The sequence below is a fragment of the Pseudoalteromonas sp. Scap25 genome (assembly GCF_013394125.1).
Taxonomy (GTDB): Bacteria; Pseudomonadota; Gammaproteobacteria; order Enterobacterales; family Alteromonadaceae; genus Pseudoalteromonas.
The window spans coordinates 1361353-1379847 of record NZ_CP041327.1 but is presented as its reverse complement, the minus strand read 5'-3'; the positions used below and the strand labels follow the sequence as shown (position 1 = coordinate 1379847).

General features: G+C 41.7%; 18 protein-coding genes. 2 read left to right on the top strand and 16 right to left on the bottom strand.

Features of this window, described 5'->3' with window-relative positions:
- Nucleotides 1-69 precede the first annotated feature (69 nt).
- The 14 genes from FLM54_RS06340 to yceD form a co-directional block, all read right to left on the bottom strand.
- Nucleotides 70-1929: an alkaline phosphatase D family protein gene (locus FLM54_RS06340; RefSeq protein WP_178955767.1), complete on the bottom strand. Its 1860-nt coding sequence runs from the start codon at nt 1927-1929 to the stop codon at nt 70-72.
- Between the two features lie 4 nt (nt 1930-1933).
- Nucleotides 1934-2713, bottom strand: coding sequence for a TatD family hydrolase (locus FLM54_RS06335; protein ID WP_178955765.1), 780 nt, complete (start codon nt 2711-2713; stop codon nt 1934-1936).
- Nucleotides 2714-2730: 17 nt separating this feature from the next.
- Entirely contained in the window at nt 2731-3057 is a 327-nt protein-coding gene (locus FLM54_RS06330; RefSeq protein ID WP_010389644.1) for a PilZ domain-containing protein, read from the bottom strand.
- Between the two features lie 12 nt (nt 3058-3069).
- Nucleotides 3070-3984, bottom strand: a complete 915-nt coding sequence (locus FLM54_RS06325; protein ID WP_178955763.1) for a DNA polymerase III subunit — start codon at nt 3982-3984, stop codon at nt 3070-3072.
- Nucleotide 3985: 1 nt separating this feature from the next.
- Nucleotides 3986-4612, bottom strand: coding sequence for a dTMP kinase (tmk, locus tag FLM54_RS06320; RefSeq protein WP_010389641.1), 627 nt, complete (start codon nt 4610-4612; stop codon nt 3986-3988).
- Between the two features lie 5 nt (nt 4613-4617).
- Complete coding sequence (mltG, locus tag FLM54_RS06315; RefSeq protein WP_178955761.1) at nt 4618-5604, bottom strand: endolytic transglycosylase MltG; 987 nt, start codon at nt 5602-5604, stop codon at nt 4618-4620.
- Entirely contained in the window at nt 5604-6401 is a 798-nt protein-coding gene (pabC, locus tag FLM54_RS06310; protein ID WP_178955759.1) for an aminodeoxychorismate lyase, read from the bottom strand. The genes mltG and pabC overlap by 1 nt, the downstream gene beginning before the upstream one ends.
- Nucleotides 6402-6469: 68 nt before the next feature.
- Nucleotides 6470-7708, bottom strand: coding sequence for a beta-ketoacyl-ACP synthase II (fabF, locus tag FLM54_RS06305; RefSeq protein ID WP_178955757.1), 1239 nt, complete (start codon nt 7706-7708; stop codon nt 6470-6472).
- Between the two features lie 269 nt (nt 7709-7977).
- The gene (acpP, locus tag FLM54_RS06300) at nt 7978-8214 is read right to left on the bottom strand and encodes an acyl carrier protein (RefSeq protein WP_008109873.1); all 237 of its coding nucleotides are present in this window, start codon (nt 8212-8214) and stop codon (nt 7978-7980) included.
- Nucleotides 8215-8464: 250 nt separating this feature from the next.
- Entirely contained in the window at nt 8465-9211 is a 747-nt protein-coding gene (gene fabG, locus FLM54_RS06295; RefSeq protein ID WP_010389634.1) for a 3-oxoacyl-ACP reductase FabG, read from the bottom strand.
- 11 nt (nt 9212-9222) lie between these two features.
- Nucleotides 9223-10149, bottom strand: a complete 927-nt coding sequence (fabD, locus tag FLM54_RS06290; protein ID WP_178955755.1) for an ACP S-malonyltransferase — start codon at nt 10147-10149, stop codon at nt 9223-9225.
- A 55-nt stretch (nt 10150-10204) separates the two neighbouring features.
- Complete coding sequence (gene plsX, locus FLM54_RS06285) at nt 10205-11242, bottom strand: phosphate acyltransferase PlsX (RefSeq protein WP_008467405.1); 1038 nt, start codon at nt 11240-11242, stop codon at nt 10205-10207.
- A gap of 12 nt (nt 11243-11254) precedes the next feature.
- Nucleotides 11255-11425, bottom strand: a complete 171-nt coding sequence (gene rpmF / locus FLM54_RS06280; RefSeq protein WP_008109865.1) for a 50S ribosomal protein L32 — start codon at nt 11423-11425, stop codon at nt 11255-11257.
- 9 nt (nt 11426-11434) lie between these two features.
- Nucleotides 11435-11959: a 23S rRNA accumulation protein YceD gene (gene yceD, locus FLM54_RS06275; protein ID WP_008109862.1), complete on the bottom strand. Its 525-nt coding sequence runs from the start codon at nt 11957-11959 to the stop codon at nt 11435-11437.
- Between the two features lie 131 nt (nt 11960-12090).
- Here yceD and FLM54_RS06270 point away from each other — a divergent pair, with 131 nt between their 5' ends.
- Nucleotides 12091-12696, top strand: coding sequence for a nucleoside triphosphate pyrophosphatase (locus FLM54_RS06270; RefSeq protein ID WP_178955753.1), 606 nt, complete (start codon nt 12091-12093; stop codon nt 12694-12696).
- Between the two features lie 4 nt (nt 12697-12700).
- Here the strand turns inward: FLM54_RS06270 and FLM54_RS06265 are convergent, their stop codons facing one another.
- Both FLM54_RS06265 and rluC read right to left on the bottom strand, forming a co-directional pair.
- The gene (locus tag FLM54_RS06265) at nt 12701-13360 is read right to left on the bottom strand and encodes an HAD-IA family hydrolase (RefSeq protein ID WP_178955752.1); all 660 of its coding nucleotides are present in this window, start codon (nt 13358-13360) and stop codon (nt 12701-12703) included.
- Nucleotides 13357-14316, bottom strand: a complete 960-nt coding sequence (rluC, locus tag FLM54_RS06260) for a 23S rRNA pseudouridine(955/2504/2580) synthase RluC (RefSeq protein WP_054200702.1) — start codon at nt 14314-14316, stop codon at nt 13357-13359. The genes FLM54_RS06265 and rluC overlap by 4 nt, the downstream gene beginning before the upstream one ends.
- Nucleotides 14317-15091: 775 nt before the next feature.
- Here rluC and rne point away from each other — a divergent pair.
- On the top strand, nt 15092-18214 hold the full coding sequence (gene rne / locus FLM54_RS06255) for a ribonuclease E (protein WP_178955750.1): 3123 nt from the start codon (nt 15092-15094) through the stop codon (nt 18212-18214).
- The last annotated feature ends 281 nt before the right edge of the window (nt 18215-18495 follow it).

Here is an 18495-nt window from a genome sequence, read left to right as displayed (position 1 = left end):
TATAAAATGACGCGACATGAAGCCGCTGCTACAAGTTGGCAATAATATCGACCTAATTCTTGTATTAAATCACTGCTCTTCTAAATCAAATTCGGTGGTGTGGCCGTCGCCGTGGATTAGCTGATACCTGGCTAAATTACCCGCTTCAAGCGTAACCAAACTAATGGCAGAATCGCTTACTAAGTACTTTTGCCCTTTGCCTTTAGTTTGGTGTTTGTCTACTTCCATATGCCAGCGTTTGGTAAAAAAGTTAAGTGGGCTTTTGGGACCGTATAAAATAGAGTCGAGCTTGTCGAGTATATTTATTAGCTTGCGCGGAAACTCATTTTTAATGCCACTGGCTGTCAGTTGCCAAATTCTGTTGGGATGATCGCCAAAACGCTTTTGCACTGAAAAACAAAACGAATAGTGTACATCGCCCGATAAAATCAGCGTTTCGTTTGGGGTGTCGGTGCGCCTAAAGGTGTTGAGTAACTTTTTGGCTGAGCCTTCGTGGGCCATCCAGTTTTCTACATCAACCATCAGTGGTTGCCCACACATATTAAACACCGCTTGAATTGCCTCTATCGATTTAACCCCAAACACGGGAGCAGGCGATACAATAATGACTTGGTCATGGCTTAATAGGCTTTCTTCAAGCTCTGTGAGACGTTCCCAATCAAGTAAACCTGAAGGTTCGTTAAAGTTTTGCTCATTACGCCAACGATGCGTACGAGTATCGAGCACCACCACTTTAGGAATGGTCATTAGCTCGTAATGCCAATGGTTAAAATCGTTAAGGTGCTTATCAAACGCTTTAAATTGCCATTGCATATCGCCGGCTAAACAGTCGTTAAAAGGGCCAAGTAACGATCCGGTTTTTTGCAGTGCGTCGTTGCCCATTCCTTGAAACAGCCAATAGCTCGCTAAGCCATTATTTACAATACGCTTGCTGCTGCGGTTTTGATTAATGGCTTGCTCCCACCCTGCGGTGAGGTTCCAATCGTCGGTTACATCATGGTCATCAAACATCATTAAGGTAGATACATTGGCAAACAATCGATCTACCTCTGCTAAACCTTGTGCATAGTCGATTAATGCGGTTTTTTCTGCATTAAATAGCGCTTGATTTTTTCCGTTACCACCTGAGTAACTTAAGTTATTTAGGTCAATGTATTGCCATGCTTGGCTACTAAAATTGAGTAAATACAGTGCTACGAACTCTTCAAAATGAATCAGATGATTATACGCTTTTACACTAGAAAAATGCGGTTCGTCCTTTTTTAACCAATAGCCAATACCTAGTTTTGAGCGGTTTTTCCATGAGGTAGTTGGCAACAAGTAATGGCGACCATACAACTGTTCTGCAATGTCAGCGGGTAAATCTAAATCAAGTGGCTGCTCTTTATAAATACCCAAGTGCTTAATTAGCTGATGTATCGCTAATAACATGGGGCCAGCTACATCGTCAGCATAAATTTGATCGCCCGAAAGCAATAATAACTGTGCCCCCTGCTGTTCATTACTTCGCTGAACGGCTTGCCAATGGCTTGAACTTACTAGGCTGTCTTTTGCAGGATGATGCGCATTGCGGCACGAGCCATGTAATATTTGCGTTAGTTTTTTGGGGATCACAAATTCAGGTAATGGCTGATTGTTAAAGCTAAATGCTGATAAATCAACAGGGGTGTCATCAAAAAATAGTTGGTATGATAATAATGTATCGCGCGGGAACTGACTGTTTATAGGTTTAATTACCACAAACTGTAAGAATAAATATTCACCTAGCCTTATGGTGTCTTGTTCGCTATAGCACTCGAAGCCAATTAGCTCTACACGGCAATTTACTGGCTTTGAAGTAGCAAACTGAATACAAACTGAAGCTTTTTCTGCTCGGCGCACCATGGGCCCCATAATTATCAGCGGGTGTTGCACCGAGAGAATCGTCATGAGGTTAGCCTTTAGCTGCTAATTTAAATAAAGAGTAAAAGTTATCAGTAGTGGCTTTTGCCAACTCGTTAAAGCTAATGCCTTTGAGTTCACTAATGTAATAAGCCACGTCTTCAACATACGCTGGCTGATTAGTTTTACCACGATATGGTACTGGCGCTAAGTAAGGCGAGTCGGTTTCAATAAGCAGTCGATCGAGAGGAATTTGCTTTACTACCTCTTTAAGCTCTACCGCATTTTTAAAGGTCACAATGCCTGAAATAGAGATATAAAAGCCCATATCAATGGCTTTTTTGGCCATATCCCAATCTTCGGTGAAACAGTGAAGTACCCCACCGCAATTTTCTGCTTTGTGCTCACGCATTAAATTAATGGTATCGGCACGGGCATCACGGGTATGAATAATAAGTGGCTTTTGTAATTCATTAGCTACCTCAATATGGCCAACAAAACTCGCTTGTTGCACTGCATGAGTGTCTTTTGCATAGTAATAATCAAGCCCAGTTTCACCTATGGCTACTACTTTGTCGTGTGAGGCTAAGTCAATTAATTGCTGTTTGTTGAGTGCGTCTTTTTGATCGAGTGGATGCACGCCACATGACGCAGACACGTCATCGTAATGCTTAATTTGCTCTAGCATATCGGGAAACTGATCAAGTGTGACGCTGACACATAAAAAATGTTCTACTTTTTTAGCGCGGGCGTTATCAAGTACTTGGTCTAGGTTTAAATCGAGTTTATCAAAATCAAGACGGTCTAAATGGCAATGAGAATCTACAATCAAAATAAGGCCTGTTTTTACTACATGGTATAAGTTGGATTGCCGGAGTTTAACATAGTCCCCAGCAGTTTTTCGATCTTCGCGTTTAGATTGGTTTTGTCATCTAAAAAGCTAATACCGATCCCCGGTGGATTTGAGCTCTGAGCGCCTTGTGGAGTGACCCACGTAACCTTTCCGGTTACCACGTCATCTTCTAGCGCGTCAGGCAAGGTAACGCGTAAGGCAAGTGAATACCCAGGTTCATAACGCATATTGGTGCGTACAAATAACCCACCTTTTTTTAAAAAAGGCATGTAACAGCGATATAGTTCATCAAGGTCGTCTATATCTACTAATAGCTCTTGCATATCTAGTCCTTTTTATTGGTTACGTAATGTATACGCTAGTCGTGATACCGCAAGCGGTAAATTTAACCCAAGTATTTGTATGTTATTCTGTAAAAAATCATTCAGTGCTTGCTGAGCAACTTGATAAGAGTCAAAACTCATGCCATTTAAAAGCTGTTGTTTGAGCTGCTCACTTAAAAATAAAGTAAAAATACGAACAAGCTCGGGCTGTTTATTTATTATATCGACTAACGCATTGAAATTATGGCTTTGTTTAAACTCAGTTGCAAATTTATAAAGCGTATCAATATTTTCTAGCTGATTTTGCTGTTGCCACTGCTTTACTTGCAATGGTTGGCTATAAAATAACGACAACCAGGTATAGTTAGGCACATCCAAACTACTTAACCATTGTTGTGCTAATTGGTTATTAGTTACTTTAACCTCGGTTTTAGCACAACGGCTTAAAATAGTCGCTGGTAACTGCGCCACTTGGCTGGTTGTCAGGATTAAAAACCGACTATTACTTGGCTCTTCAAGGGTTTTTAATAACGCATTAGCGGCTGCGGTGGTCATTTTTTCGCAGTTTTGAATAATCGCTACTTTATTGCCATTTTGCGCAGCTGACTGGTGCATAAAATCGCTTATGCCGCGAATATCATCAACACCTATGCTTTGCCCTTCTACTCGGGTAATGCGTTTGTCTGGGTGTGTACCCGCTAAGTTTAATGAACAACTTTTACATTGCCCACAAGGTCTTAGTACGCTAGTGGGGCTACTTAACTGTACTTGCGTATTTTGGCATAGCAAACTGTTTGCGAGTTGCTCACTTAGTTCAAATTTGCCAACCCCAATGGGCCCACAAAACAGTTGCGCATGATGAAAACGTTGCGCTTTATAGCTTTGAGTTAAGCGTTGCTCTACCTCATTAAGCCACGGCAATGCCATATTATTTTAACCCTGAAAAAAACGTGCGTAGTACATTGGTAATATCACGGTGAACTTTATCAATACTTTGGTTGGCATCAACTGTTTTTATGCTGTCGTCATCATTTGCAAGCTCAATGTAACGCATACGGGTGCGCTGAAAAAACTCAATGGCTTCTTGCTCAATTCTATCTAGCTCACCACGGCCTTTTGCACGTTCAAGGCCAATAACAGGGTCTATATCTAAGTAAATAGTTAAATCGGGTTTTAAACCTTTTAACACCATAGACGATAACGACGCTAACGTGTTTGCACTAATTCCTCGCCCACCGCCTTGATACGCCTGTGACGATAAATCGTGACGATCAGCCAATACCCACTGGCCTTGTTCAAGCGCTGGGTTGATCACATTATGCATTAGTTGTGAACGCGCGGCATACATAATTAGCAGCTCAGTTTCAAAAGCTATTTCTTCTTGGTGTTCTGCTTTTACTAAAGTACGTAACGATTCAGCCAGTGGTGTTCCACCGGGTTCGCGCACATTGATAAAATCAACATGGTGATGATTTAAAAAGTCTTGGCACAGGGCAATGGCGGTAGATTTACCCGCGCCCTCTAGGCCTTCTATAACTATAAATTTTGGTTTCATAAACACTAATTCTTTTTATTTAAAATATACTGGTTAACCGCCGCATTATGTTGTTTTAATGTGGTTGAAAACTGATGGCTACCATCGCCTTTGGCTACAAAGTAAACATACTCGCTTTTGGGCGGGTTTACCGCCGCTAAAATGGCTTCTTTGGAGGGCATGGCAATCGGTGTGGGCGGTAATCCGTTAATACGATAGGTATTATACGGGGTGTAATTTCTTAAGTCTTTACGTTTAATATCGCCGTCAAAATCTTCGCCTAGTCCATATATTACGGTAGGATCGGTCTGTAAGCGCATATTGGTATTTAAGCGGTTAATAAACGCCGAAGCAATTAACGGGCGTTCGCTGGCAAGCGCGGTTTCTTTTTCGATAATAGAAGCCATTATCAGGGCCTCATAGGCGGTATTGTAAGGTAAATCACTTGCCCGTTGCTGCCATGCATCTGCCAGTGTTTGCTGCATTTTTTGCGCTGCACGCTTTAATAAACTACTCGCGCTGTCGTTACTATGATAATGATAGGTATCGGGAAACAACCATCCTTCAAGGTGAGTTTGCTTGCCGATTATTTGCTCGCCAAGCTGTTCGAGTTTTAAATCGTTTTGTAAATGTGGAGCAATTTTTACCGTATTTAATACATCTCTAAGTGCTTGACCTTCAATAATGGTAAAGCTAAAACTAATTTGCTCACCTTGGTTTATTTTTTTTATGTTGTTTATTACGCTATCTACGCTCAACTCATACAAACCCGCTTTTAAATCGGTCAAGGTTGGGTCGAGTTTAGCTAATATTTGAAACCGCCAGCAATCTTCAAGCCACTGCTGCTGTTGCCACTGACGACATAACTTATTAAAACCGGTGCCTTTTTCAACTTTAAATTGGGTGTTAGTGGCTACCTTTAATGGCGTTTGAATGGTTGCTTGTAATTGCTGGTAGCCAATCACAGAGCTAAAAAAAGCCAGTAGTAATACTGATAATATAACTTTTAACACTAAGCCTCCTTGGCTAGTAACTCGTTTAGTAATGATTGGCTGTGCACAATATCAAAACAGTGCTCGCCTATACTTTTTACGGGCACAATTTTCATTAAGCTGTTACATAAAAATACGGCGTCTGCTTGGGTAAGGTCATCAACGCTGACAGTTTTAAATTCAACGGTTAATTTATCACATAAAGATTGCAGAAAAACACCTTTAATACCGCATTCATCGAGCCTTGGGCTAAATACTTTATTATTTTTTATTGCAAAAATATTAGCCGCTGAAGTTTCAATTACATTGTTGTTGTAATCAAGGACTAACGCATCATCGCTGTGCTGAGTTTGTAGGGCATTTTTGATCAGTACTTGTTCAAGCCTATTTAAAGTTTTAAGTCCAGCTAAATGAGGTTGAACGGCCAGCTTAATCGGGCTAATAGCTAAACTAATGCCTGCATCTGTTAAACTGTTATAATGATCTGGATAAGGTAAAACACTCACAATAATATTTAAATTACATTCGCTTGGTGGCGCATAGCCTCGCCCGCCCTCGCCGCGTGTTACCACAATTTTAACAACCGCTTGCGCCTGTGATGCTACTTGCTGAGTAATGTGCGACTCTAGTGCATTAAATTCAAGTGCAGGAAAGCCCAAACGCTGCGCACATTCAATTAAACGTGCTTTATGATAAGCCCAATGCTCAACTTGTCCATCAGTAACCATTGCAGTGGTAAAAAAGCCATCGCCATAATTTAAGCCCCTATCACGGGTGCTTATATTACTGGTTTCACTTGCTGTTATTATTGTTTGCATATTTTTTTACACATAAAAAAACCCAGTTAAACAACTGGGTTCTTATTGTCGTTCGTTGTTAAAAAAGATTATACCTTTTTAAACAGTAACGAGCCATTAGTACCACCAAACCCAAATGAGTTACACAAAGCGTAATCAAGTTTAGCATCACGTGCTGTATGCGGTACGTAATCTAAATCACAGCCTTCATCTGGGTTATCTAAGTTAATCGTTGGCGTCACTTTTTGCTCGGTCAACGATAAAATAGATACTATCGACTCAACAGAGCCCGCCGCTCCAAGTAAGTGACCCATCATAGATTTAGATGAACTTACCATTACATCTTTAGCTGAATCACCAAAAATAGTTTTAACCGCTGACGTTTCTGCTTTGTCGCCCGCATGAGTAGACGTACCATGTGCATTGATGTAGCCAACTTGCTCTGCATTTACTTGCGCATCATTTAATGCGTTTTCCATAGCCAGAGCTGCACCTGCGCCATCTTCTGGTGGTGAGGTCATGTGGTACGCATCACCACTCATACCAAAACCAACAAGTTCTGCATAAATTTTAGCGCCACGTGCCTTCGCGTGTTCGTATTCTTCAACAACCACCACACCGGCACCATCAGAAAGTACAAAACCATCACGGTCTTTATCCCACGGGCGAGACGCTGCTTGTGGATCGTCATTACGCGTTGAAAGCGCACGTGCGGCGTTAAAGCCACCCATTCCAATTGGTGTACAGGCTTTTTCTGCGCCACCGGCAACCATTGCATCGGCATCGCCGTAGGCAATCATACGAGCGGCATGGCCAATGTTGTGCAGGCCTGTAGTACATGCCGTTACAATTGAAATATTAGGACCACGTAAGCCGTGCATTATAGATAAATGACCCGAGATCATATTAATAATGGTAGACGGTACATAAAACGGCGATAACTTACGTGGGCCGCTGTTTAATAATTTTATGTGGTTTTCTTCAATGAGAGTTAAGCCACCAATGCCTGAACCCACCGCTACACCTATGCGTGTTGCGTTTTGTTCAGTGACTTCGAGGCCAGAATCTTGAAAAGCTTGAACACCCGCTGCAATGCCATACTGGATAAATAAATCCATTTTTTTAGCATCTTTTGGTGACATATAAGCCGATGCATCAAAACCATTGATTAAACCAGCGAAGTGAGTACCAAATTTTGATGTATCAAAGTGGGTAATATTTTGAATACCACTTTTAGCATCTAATAAGCCTTGCCAGGTTGATTGAACATCATTGCCTAGCGGCGTCAACATTCCTAAGCCAGTTACGACGACACGACGTTTAGCCACGGTTTGCCTCCAATAAGGAATTATTATTATACCAATTAACTTAGCTCAGTTTATTTCAGCGTTAACGCTGTTGCTAGTTATGTTATTAGTATGGGGGATGATCATACCCAAGCTACCTCAAAGTGCGAGTCTCAAACCAATAACCAACGCTGAGCAATAACAATTTAATTGCTGATGATGAGTGAGGGTTTGGAATTGAATCATGTACTTTGAGGTGGTTTGGATATAAAGATTAAAGGCAGCGAATGCTGCCCTTAATTTGCGATTAATTACTCAGCGTGAGCTGTAACGTAATCGATTGCAGATTGTACTGTAGTGATCTTTTCAGCTTCTTCATCTGGGATCTCAGTGTCGAACTCTTCTTCAAGAGCCATTACTAATTCAACAGTATCAAGAGAGTCTGCACCTAGGTCATCAACGAATGAAGCTTCGTTTTTAACTTCTTCTTCTTTAACACCTAGCTGTTCGATGATAATTTTCTTTACGCGTTCTTGGATATCGCTCATTCTTCTTTCCTTTATTAAAAACGCCAATGCGTTATTTTCAGATTGCGGCGTAGTTTACGTCCGATAATTCTCTGATTCAATCTTTTGACCATAAATAATTTGCTGGTCAAACCTCTTGAGTGTTTATTTTATCTTTTATCGCTTATTTTCACAGCGATTTCAAGTATGTTTAAAGCAAGTTTGCGAAAAATTCAATATTTTTTAGCAAACCCGCATGCAATTTATAGTTTATTTAATTCGCATTGCGAACTTAAACCATGTACATCGCACCATTTACATGCAAAGTTTCACCTGATACATACGCAGCGGCGTCAGATGCTAAATAACATACTGCAGCTGCAATCTCATCTGGCTGACCTAAACGACCCGCAGGTACGTTTGCAAGCGTTGCTGCTTTTTGCTCATCTGTCAAATCATCGGTCATGTCTGTTTGAATAAAACCAGGTGCAACCACATTTACAGTAATACCACGAGAGGCTACCTCACGCGCTAGTGACTTAGAAAAGCCGATAACACCCGCTTTAGCGGCCGCATAGTTAGCTTGACCCGCATTACCCATAGTACCCACTACAGAGCCGATATTGATGATACGGCCGTTCTTTTTCTTCATCATTGGGCGAAGTACAGCCTTAGATAAACGGAAGATAGAGCTTAAGTTGGTATCGATAATATCGTCCCACTCATTTTCTTTCATGCGCATTAATAAATTATCGCGCGTAATACCGGCATTATTTACTAATACATCAATATCACCTAAATCGGCTTTAATTGCCGCTAATGTCGCCTCAATCGATGCAGGATCCGTTACGTTTAACGCATAGCCCTTACCGTTATCACCTAAGTAGTCACTAATTTTAGCCGCACCCGACTCACTTGTTGCTGTGCCCGCTACTTTTGCACCTTGTGCTACTAATGTGTTTGCAATGGCCTTACCAATACCACGGCTAGCGCCAGTGATCAGGACAACTTTGCCCTCTAAAGAAAATAAATTACTCATTTTATATACTCTTATTTAGCTGAATCGATTGATGCAAGGTCGTTAACTGAACCACACACCATCGCTTTATCAATACGTTTTGCAAGCCCGGTTAGTACTTTACCAGGACCAAATTCATAACTTTGCGTTACACCTTGTGCAACCAGTGCTTGTACCGTTTCGGTCCAACGTACTGGGCTATATAGCTGACGCACTAATGCCTCTTTAATTGCATCTGCTGAACCTTCAGCTTTTACATCAACATTATTAATTACATCACACTTAGGTGTATTAAATGTTAAAGCGGCTAAATCGGCGGCTAATTTTTCTGCGGCTGGTTTCATTAGTTCACAATGCGACGGTACGCTTACCGATAATGGCAGTGCACGTTTTGCTCCGGCTTCTTTACAAGCAACAGAGGCTCTATCAACTGCATCTTTATGACCGGCAATAACCACTTGCCCTGGCGAGTTATAGTTTACTGGAGAAACCACTTCACCTTGTGCCGCTGCTGCACAAGCGGCTTTAATTTCATCGTCGCCTAAACCAATAATTGCGGCCATAGAACCTACACCAGCAGGTACGGCCTCTTGCATGTATAAACCGCGGTTTTCAACCAATTTTACGGCTTCGCTTAAACTGATCACATCGCTACATACTAAAGCTGAGTACTCACCCAGGCTGTGACCTGCCATAACGACGTCTGCATCTGGATTTGCAGCTAACCAATGACGATAAATAGCAACGCTTGCAGTTAATAGTGCAGGCTGAGTACGGTGTGTTTGATTTAGTTTTTCTTCTGGACCGTTAAGTACAAGGTCTGCTAGGTCGTAACCAAGTGCGCTTGAAGCTTCTGCAAATGTAGCTTTTACTATGTCAGAACTCGCTAGTAGCTCTTGTAACATACCCACAGTTTGCGAGCCTTGACCTGGAAAAAGAAGTGCAATTTTTTGTGCCATAATTTGCTCTTATAATTAAACAAAATAAATAATGTGTAACACGGCACGTTAACTGTTATTCAACCGCCGTGTCTTTAGAATGTGTTTTTTCGAAAATAGCAGCTATTTTATCTGGAAGTTGACGTTCTACTTCTTTCACTGCTTCGTCGATTGCGGCATGAAATGCTTTAGCTGAGGCATTTCCATGGCTTTTAACAACAATACCGCGCAATCCTACCAGAGAAGCGCCGTTATACTGGTCGGGGTTCACTCTTTTATAGAGTTTTTTTATGATTGGCGCCAACATAAACGCCATACACTTGTAAACGACGTGCTTTTCGAGGGCACGGGTAAACTTTTTCATGATAAGTTTAGCAATGCCTTCACAGGTTTTAAGTGCAACATTACCAACAAAGCCTTCACAGACAATAACATCGGCTTTGCCAGAAAAAATATCGCTGCCTTCACTGTAACCAATATAATTAATCAGCTCGCTTTGTTGCATTAATTGTGCGGCTTGCTTAATTTCTTCATGGCCTTTTATATCTTCAGCACCAATATTTAATAAACTCACTTTAGGGTTATCGCAGCCAAGTGCTTGGCCTGCAACCACAGAGCCCATAATGCCGAACTGATACAGCATTTGCGCATCACAATGCACATTAGCGCCTAAGTCGAGTAAGTAAACGGGATTTTTACGTTCAGTAGGTACAGCAGAGATAAGTGCGGGACGTTTCACCCCTGGAAGCATTTTTAATACGTAATGCGCCATAAAAAATAGCGCTCCTGTATTGCCAGAGCTAACACAGGCTTGCGCTTCACCCGATTTAACTAAATCAAGGGCAACTCGCATGGAAGAATCTTTTTTTGAGCGAACAGCAACAGCGGGTTCGCAGGCATTGGTAACAACATCGTTACAATGGCGAATAATTAATCTGGGATGAGAAAGTGAATCGAGTGATTCTAGTTGTTTAGCTATTACTTGCTCGTTGCCACATAAAATGAGTTTTAAGTTGGCATTAGCATTTACCGCACGAACGGCTGCGGGGATAGATGAACGGGGGCCATAATCGCCCCCCATCATATCTAACGCTATGGTTAGATTAGTCAGCATATAAGCAATCTCTTAGTTAGAAATTACTTGAACGCCTTTGTAGTAACCATCTGCAGTCACATGGTGACGACGATGAGTCTCACCAGATGTTTGGTCTACAGTTAAAGTTGGACCACTGATCGCATCGTGTGAACGGCGCATGCCGCGTCTTGCACGAGACTTTTTGCTTTTTTGTACAGCCATAGTCTTCTCCTAAGAATCTTTCTTAAGTTGTTTCAAAATATCAAATGGATTTGGTTTATCATCTTCCGCCTTTAAAACACCAAAGCTGGCAGGCTCTGCTGTATAACTGCATGAAGCTTCGTTGTGGGTAGGCACTAATGGCACTGCTAAAATAAGTTCGTCTTCGATTAACTCAAATACGTCTATTTCACCATTTTCATCAAGTGCTACTTCGTCGTAGCTTTCTGGAAGATCATCTGACTCTGCATCCAAACCGACTGGCGAATACACAAAGTCTTGATCCAAATCCAACCCTAAATCACCATTACAACGTTGACAAGTGACAGTTACGTGTGTGGACAAATTGCCACTAATCACAACTAAACCTTGCTCATCGTTTTTGCAATGAATTTTTACCGCTATTTCACCTACTTCTTCCTGGATAACCCCTCGTAAACGAGGAAGTTTCTCAAGCGGTACAACGCCGTCATACTTTAAACGATGCTGAGCTGCTTTGCCCGGATGAAGGGTGATGGGAATTTTCACCTTTTGCATAGGGGCTGCATCATATAGATAGTTAGTAAGTTAGTCAAAGTAAAAAACCAATTTTACGTTGTTTTTCACGTGTTTTACTCACGGATCTGATTTATCCTAACTCAATCTGATTTACGCTAGGAAAACATGCCATGAAGCACTCCCTTATATTAGCCTCAAGCTCGCCATTTAGGCAGTCTTTATTACAAAAATTTAATCTGCCGTTTGAAACGTTTTCGCCCGATGTTGACGAAACGCCGCATAAAAACGAAACACCAACCATGCTTGTTAAGCGCCTCAGCGAATTAAAAGCCGCTGCAGCCGTCGATCATTTTGACCAAGGCCTCGCAATTGGCTCCGATCAGGTTGCTGTATTTGATGGTCAAATATTAGGTAAGCCGCACAATAAAGAAAACGCAATAAAGCAATTGAGCTTATTTAGCGGGCAAACAGTCACTTTTTTAACGGGCTTGTGTGTGTTCGATATTCATACTAAGCAATGCAAAACCATTGTTGAGCCATTCAATGTAACCTTTAAAACGTTAACAACGGCGCAAATAAGTGCTTATTGCGATGCAGAGCAACCTTATAACTGTGCAGGAAGTTTTAAAAGTGAAGGCTTGGGTATTTGTTTATTTGAAAGACTCAGTGGTGATGATCCAAACAGCTTAATTGGTTTACCACTGATTAAACTCAGCCAATTATTGGCTGAGTTTGGTGTTGATGTATTAGCAGCGCAAATGCCTAGCGCAAATTAACTGATTAACCGAGTAATATATTTTGCAACTGCTGATAGTTGTCAACGGTTGCAATCGGGGTTAATTCGTTTAATTGCGCAGCGTTGTGCACGCCCATGGTTACCCCTATTCTATCCATGCCAGCGGCTTTTGCCATTGCCATATCTATTTGGGTGTCGCCTATCATTAGCGCTTCATCAACACTTACCCCTAGCTCTTCAAGCAATTGATAAAGCATATCGGGAGCAGGCTTTGATTTAGCGTCGTCACTGGTTCGCGTAGCACTAAAAAAGTGACTCAGTTCACTTTCACCTAATAAACGATCTAACCCTACTCGGCTTTTTCCTGTAGCCACGGCCAAAATTACACCTTGGCTTTTTAACGCAGTAAGTACCTGTGCAACATGATCAAACACCGGTGTTGGGGTGGTATCAAGTGCATATTGCTGTTTATATCCTGCAATAAGCGCTTCGTGATGCTCTCGGTGGTCAGGAAACAAGGTTGCGATTGCGTTTTCAAGCGATAAACCAATAATATTTTTACTGGCGGTATCACTTGGCGGCTCAATATTAAGCGATTGGGCACTTTTGCGAATGCAATTAACGATTTTGCTAATTGAATCCATAATGGTGCCATCCCAATCAAAAATCACCAGTTTATATTTTTTAATCGGCGTTACATTCACGCTTTTGCTGCTCTAAGTTTAACTAAACAGCTTGATAGTGCTTTATCAAGCGGTGCTTCTACTCGCATAGTGGTTTCGTTTTTCGGATGATAGAAGCTTAAATCATGGGCGTGTAAAAATAAGCGGTTTAAACCACGTTTACGCATTGACTCGTCAAATCCTTGGTCGCCGTATTTGTCATCACAGGCAATGGCATGACCTTGGCACTGAGTGTGCACACGAATTTGGTGAGTACGACCAGTTACAGGGGATGCTTGTACTAATGAACAATCGTTATAACGCTCAAGCACTTTAAAACGGGTATGCGACGGTTTGCCTTCCGTGTTATCAACACGTACTACGCGCTCACCCGATTTAAGGGTATTTTTACGCAAACCTTCCGTTACATTTTTCGTTTTCGAGTCCCATTGGCCTTCTACCAATGCCCAGTAATTTTTTTCCATGGTTTTTTCGCGTAATTGCTCATGCAAAGCGGTCAGCACTGAGCGACGCTTAGCAATAAGTAAACAACCTGAGGTATCGCGGTCTAACCGATGCACAAGCTCAAGGCTACGCTCTTCTGGGCGTAAAACGCGTAATGCTTCAATAAGCCCGTAGCTTAAGCCACTACCGCCATGAACAGCCATGCCTGAGGGCTTATTAATAACAATCAGGTATTTATCTTCAAATAATATATCGTCTTCGAGGCGCGTTACTTTATCGAGTTTTGACGGTACAAACTCTTCACGCTCTGACACTCTAATTGGCGGTATACGAATAACGTCGTCTAGCTGCAATTTATAAACAGGCTTAATACGTTTTTTATTTACACGCACCTCACCCTTACGAAGAATTTTGTAAACTGCGCTTTTAGGCACCCCTTTTAAATGGGTAATAAGAAAGTTATCAATACGCTGACCTAAGTGGTCTTCGTTGATAGTGACAAAAGTTACTTGTAAGCCGGTTTTTTCTGACATTGCCTAATCACTGATTTAAGTAAAATAATTTAGTTGCTAACACGGTTATAATAGTGGGATAATCAGCAGCGCAAATATTTAGTATTTGCAAATAACAACGGTGCTTTTTAACACAACAAAACATTCGTGATGCACATTCTGGGTAACCGATCATACAGATCCGAGTTAAGTTTTCCAAAGCTTTTATACATACCCAGTTAACACGTGCGCACAACTAACGGCAATGCGCGTAATATATTGCAGGTTAAGTTTGAACATGAATTGATTTTTAATGTGATAGTAAAAGCAATGAACAGATAATTTGTCTGATAGTGACGGCGTAAAAACACGCCGTTCAGAATTCGCTCAAATATTGTAGTAGTAACGTACAGCAGCTTATTTAGAACTAAAAAAATCTAATAAATAAGCGTTCATTAACATCGGTAGCGATTTTTGCTCATAAAATAGATAACGGTAGTTTTAAAAACGAAACTATGGTTTGAACCTAAAGAGCCCTACGCACCTAATATGAATGCATTTAATAAGATTGATATGACAGGCCAACTTCTGGATAAAACGTGTATTGAGCTAAATAGCCGACACATTTGAATCCTTTTAGAATTTAATAGCGTGATAACACCCTATTGTTTGCCGGCATTTAAAATACTGCGTACCAAAATACAGAGCCGTTCCGTTAAAGACCCAGTCGTGAGGCTGCACATTCTAAAAATAGGAACACCTGAACAGGCGAGAAAAACATCGTCATGTCAGCGACATAAACTAGTAGAGTAACATTATGAAACGTATGCTAATCAATGCAACGCAGCAAGAAGAAATGCGCGTAGCACTGGTTGACGGCCAGCGCCTATATGATTTAGATATAGAAAGCCCAGGTCACGAACAGAAAAAAGCCAATATTTATAAAGGCAAAATCACACGCATTGAACCATCTTTAGAAGCAGCATTTGTTGACTACGGTGCTGATCGTCATGGTTTCCTTCCATTAAAAGAAATTGCTCGTACTTACTTCCCGCAAGGTTACACCTTCCATGGTCGTCCGAATATTCGCGACGTGATCAAAGAAGGTCAAGAAGTAATCGTACAAGTTGATAAAGAAGAGCGCGGCCAAAAAGGTGCAGCATTAACTACCTTTATCAGTGTTGCCGGCAGCTACTTAGTGCTTATGCCTAACAACCCTCGTGCTGGCGGTATTTCTCGCCGTATCGAAGGTGATGAGCGTACTGAACTTAAAGAGTCGCTAAGCCGTTTAGAACTACCTAAAGGTATGGGCTTAATTGTACGTACTGCGGGTGTTGGTAAATCGTTTGAAGAACTAAACTACGATTTAAAAGCATTATTAGTCCACTGGGAAGCCATTCAACAAGCGGCAGACAGTGCTAAAGCGCCATTCTTAATTCACCAAGAAAGTAACGTTATTTTCCGCGCTATTCGCGATTATTTACGTCGTGACATTGGCGAAATTTTAATTGATAAACCACGTGTTTTTGAAGAAGCTAAAGCGCACATTGAGCGTTTTCGTCCTGACTTTATGAGCCGCGTTAAGCTTTATCAAGGTGACACACCATTATTTACGCATTACCAAATTGAAAGCCAAATTGAGTCTGCGTTCCAACGTGAAGTGCGTTTACCGTCAGGCGGTTCAATTGTTATTGACCCTACTGAAGCACTTACCTCTATTGATATCAACTCGTCTAAAGCAACAAAAGGCGGTGATATTGAAGAAACAGCACTTAACACCAACCTAGAAGCAGCGGATGAAATTGCACGTCAACTTCGTTTACGTGACTTGGGTGGTTTAATTGTTATCGACTTTATTGATATGACACCTCCACGTCATCAACGTGAAGTAGAAAACCGCTTAAAAGATGCTGCTCGCCCAGATCGTGCTCGTGTACAAATTGGCAAAATTTCGCGCTTTGGTTTACTTGAAATGTCGCGTCAGCGCTTACGCCCTTCACTAGGTGAAGCAAGCCAAGGTGTTTGTCCACGTTGTAGTGGTCAAGGTACTATTCGTTCAAACGAGTCAATTGCACTATCAATTTTACGCTTGATTGAAGAAGAAGCGATTAAAGACAACACTGCACAAGTAAACGCACAAGTGCCTGTTGCCGTTGCCGCTTATTTATTAAATGAGCAGCGTCGTAGCGTTCACCGCATTGAAAAGCATCATAAATGTGATGTAGTGATTATTCCTAATCAACACATGGAAACACCACATTACGAAGTTATGCGTTTACGTAAAGACGAAACACTTGAAACAGTAAGTTATGAGCAAGTTGTTGCGCCTGAGCCTGAAGCATTTGAAATGTCTAAATCGCCTGCAGCACCTGTACGTGAAGAGCCGAAGCTTAAAGGTGTCGTTATGCCTTCTAGCCCTGCTCCACAAGCAGCAGCAAAAGCAGCGCCGGTAGTAGAAGCAAAAGCTGAAATTGGCTTATTTACTGCACTTGGTAAATGGATTAAGTCGTTATTTGCAAGCGAAAGTGAACAAACAACACAAGAGTCTACAGATAAAAAATCTCAAGAGCGTACCAATAACAACCGTGGTAATGATAATCGTCGTCGTAACAACCAACGTCGTCGCAATAATAACCCACGTAATAAACCACGCAACGAACGTAATACAGAGTCTGAAACTAAAAATGACTCAGCACCTGTAAGCGATACGCAAGAAAAGAATGAAAACCGCAATAAGCGCCGTCGTAATTCAAATACGCGTAAACGTCCTGAGCATAAAACAGAAGATAAAACGCAAGTAAAAGCAGAGGCAACTCAAAAAGCGGATACTGCGCCTAAATCTGATAAGAATGCTGAGCCAAAAGAGCAAAAGCCTAAGGTACGTCGTCAACGTCGTAATTTACGCAAAAAAGTTCGCGTACAAGACGAAAGTGCTGAGCAAGTTCAAACAATAGAACAAGCTGTTGAGCAACCTGTGGGGAAAGAAGAAAAGCCACAAGTGAAAGAGCAAGCACCTGTTGTTGAAAAGCAAACGCCTGTTGTTGAAAAAGCACCTGCACCTGCTAAAGAACAAGCAGAAGCTGTTGTTGATTCAAACGATAACGCAGTAACACAAGATGAAGAACAAGAGCAAACACGCACTCGTTCACGTCGTTCACCACGTCATCTTCGTGCATCAGGTCAGCGTCGTCGTCGCCCTGAAGGTGAAAACGCGCAAGAAAAGTCTTCTGATGAAGCGCCTGCGTTTGTACCCGTTGCTGATCAAGCTGCAGCTGAATATGAAGCAGAGCTAAAAGCAAAGGCACACAAAACGGCTGTTGATGCCTCTGATGCAGTCGAGCAAAATATTGTTGAAGAAGAATTAGCGAAAACTGAAGAACCAGTAAAAGCGGAAGAGCCGGTGAAAGCTGAAGAACCAGTGAAAGCTGAAGAACCAGTGAAAGCTGAAGAGCCAGTTAAAACTGAAGAGCCAGTTAAAACTGAAGAACCAGTGAAAGCTGAAGAACCAGTGAAAGCTGAAGAGCCAGTTAAAACTGAAGAACCAGTGAAAACTGAAGAGCCAGTGAAAACTGAAGAACCAGTGAAATCTGAAGAGCCAGTACAAACTGAAGAAGTCGCTGTTGAAGCAGAAACTGCACCGGTTAGTGCTACTGAAACACCTGTAGAAGCTAAAGAAGCGCCTGTAGTTGAAAGTCAGCCTGTGACAGTGTCGCAAGCGAGCTCTACTAATGTTAACGCTAAAACAGTGATTACAGCTGGACATGCAAGTGCGCCAATGGCACAGCCAACACCTGTAGCTGATAGCGAAATCAAGCATACATCAGTTGCAATGGCACATGACAAACGTGAGTTAATCCCTGACAGTGGCCTTCGCCCTGGCTCGGTAAAACCTGCAGGTCGTGCTAGCTCAGCAATGACTAAAACACTTAATGCTGAATAAGCACTAAGTTTAGCTCAAAGCATAAAAAAACCGCGTTAATTGATTTTAACGCGGTTTTTTATTGCCTGATATTTATGTAACTGGCAACGGGGTTCGGGCTGCGAGGAGCGGGTTAAGGTTAAAACATTTGAAGCTTCGCTTCACACGTGAGCAAGCTCTACGTCTACCAGTTATCTGCTAATACCTGTTTTATCTTCTCATTTAATCCTCATTCTCTTCTCTCCGTGCAATTAGATCTTAAGAAAATTATGCACAAAGAGAGCTAAGAGACGCTGCGCTTT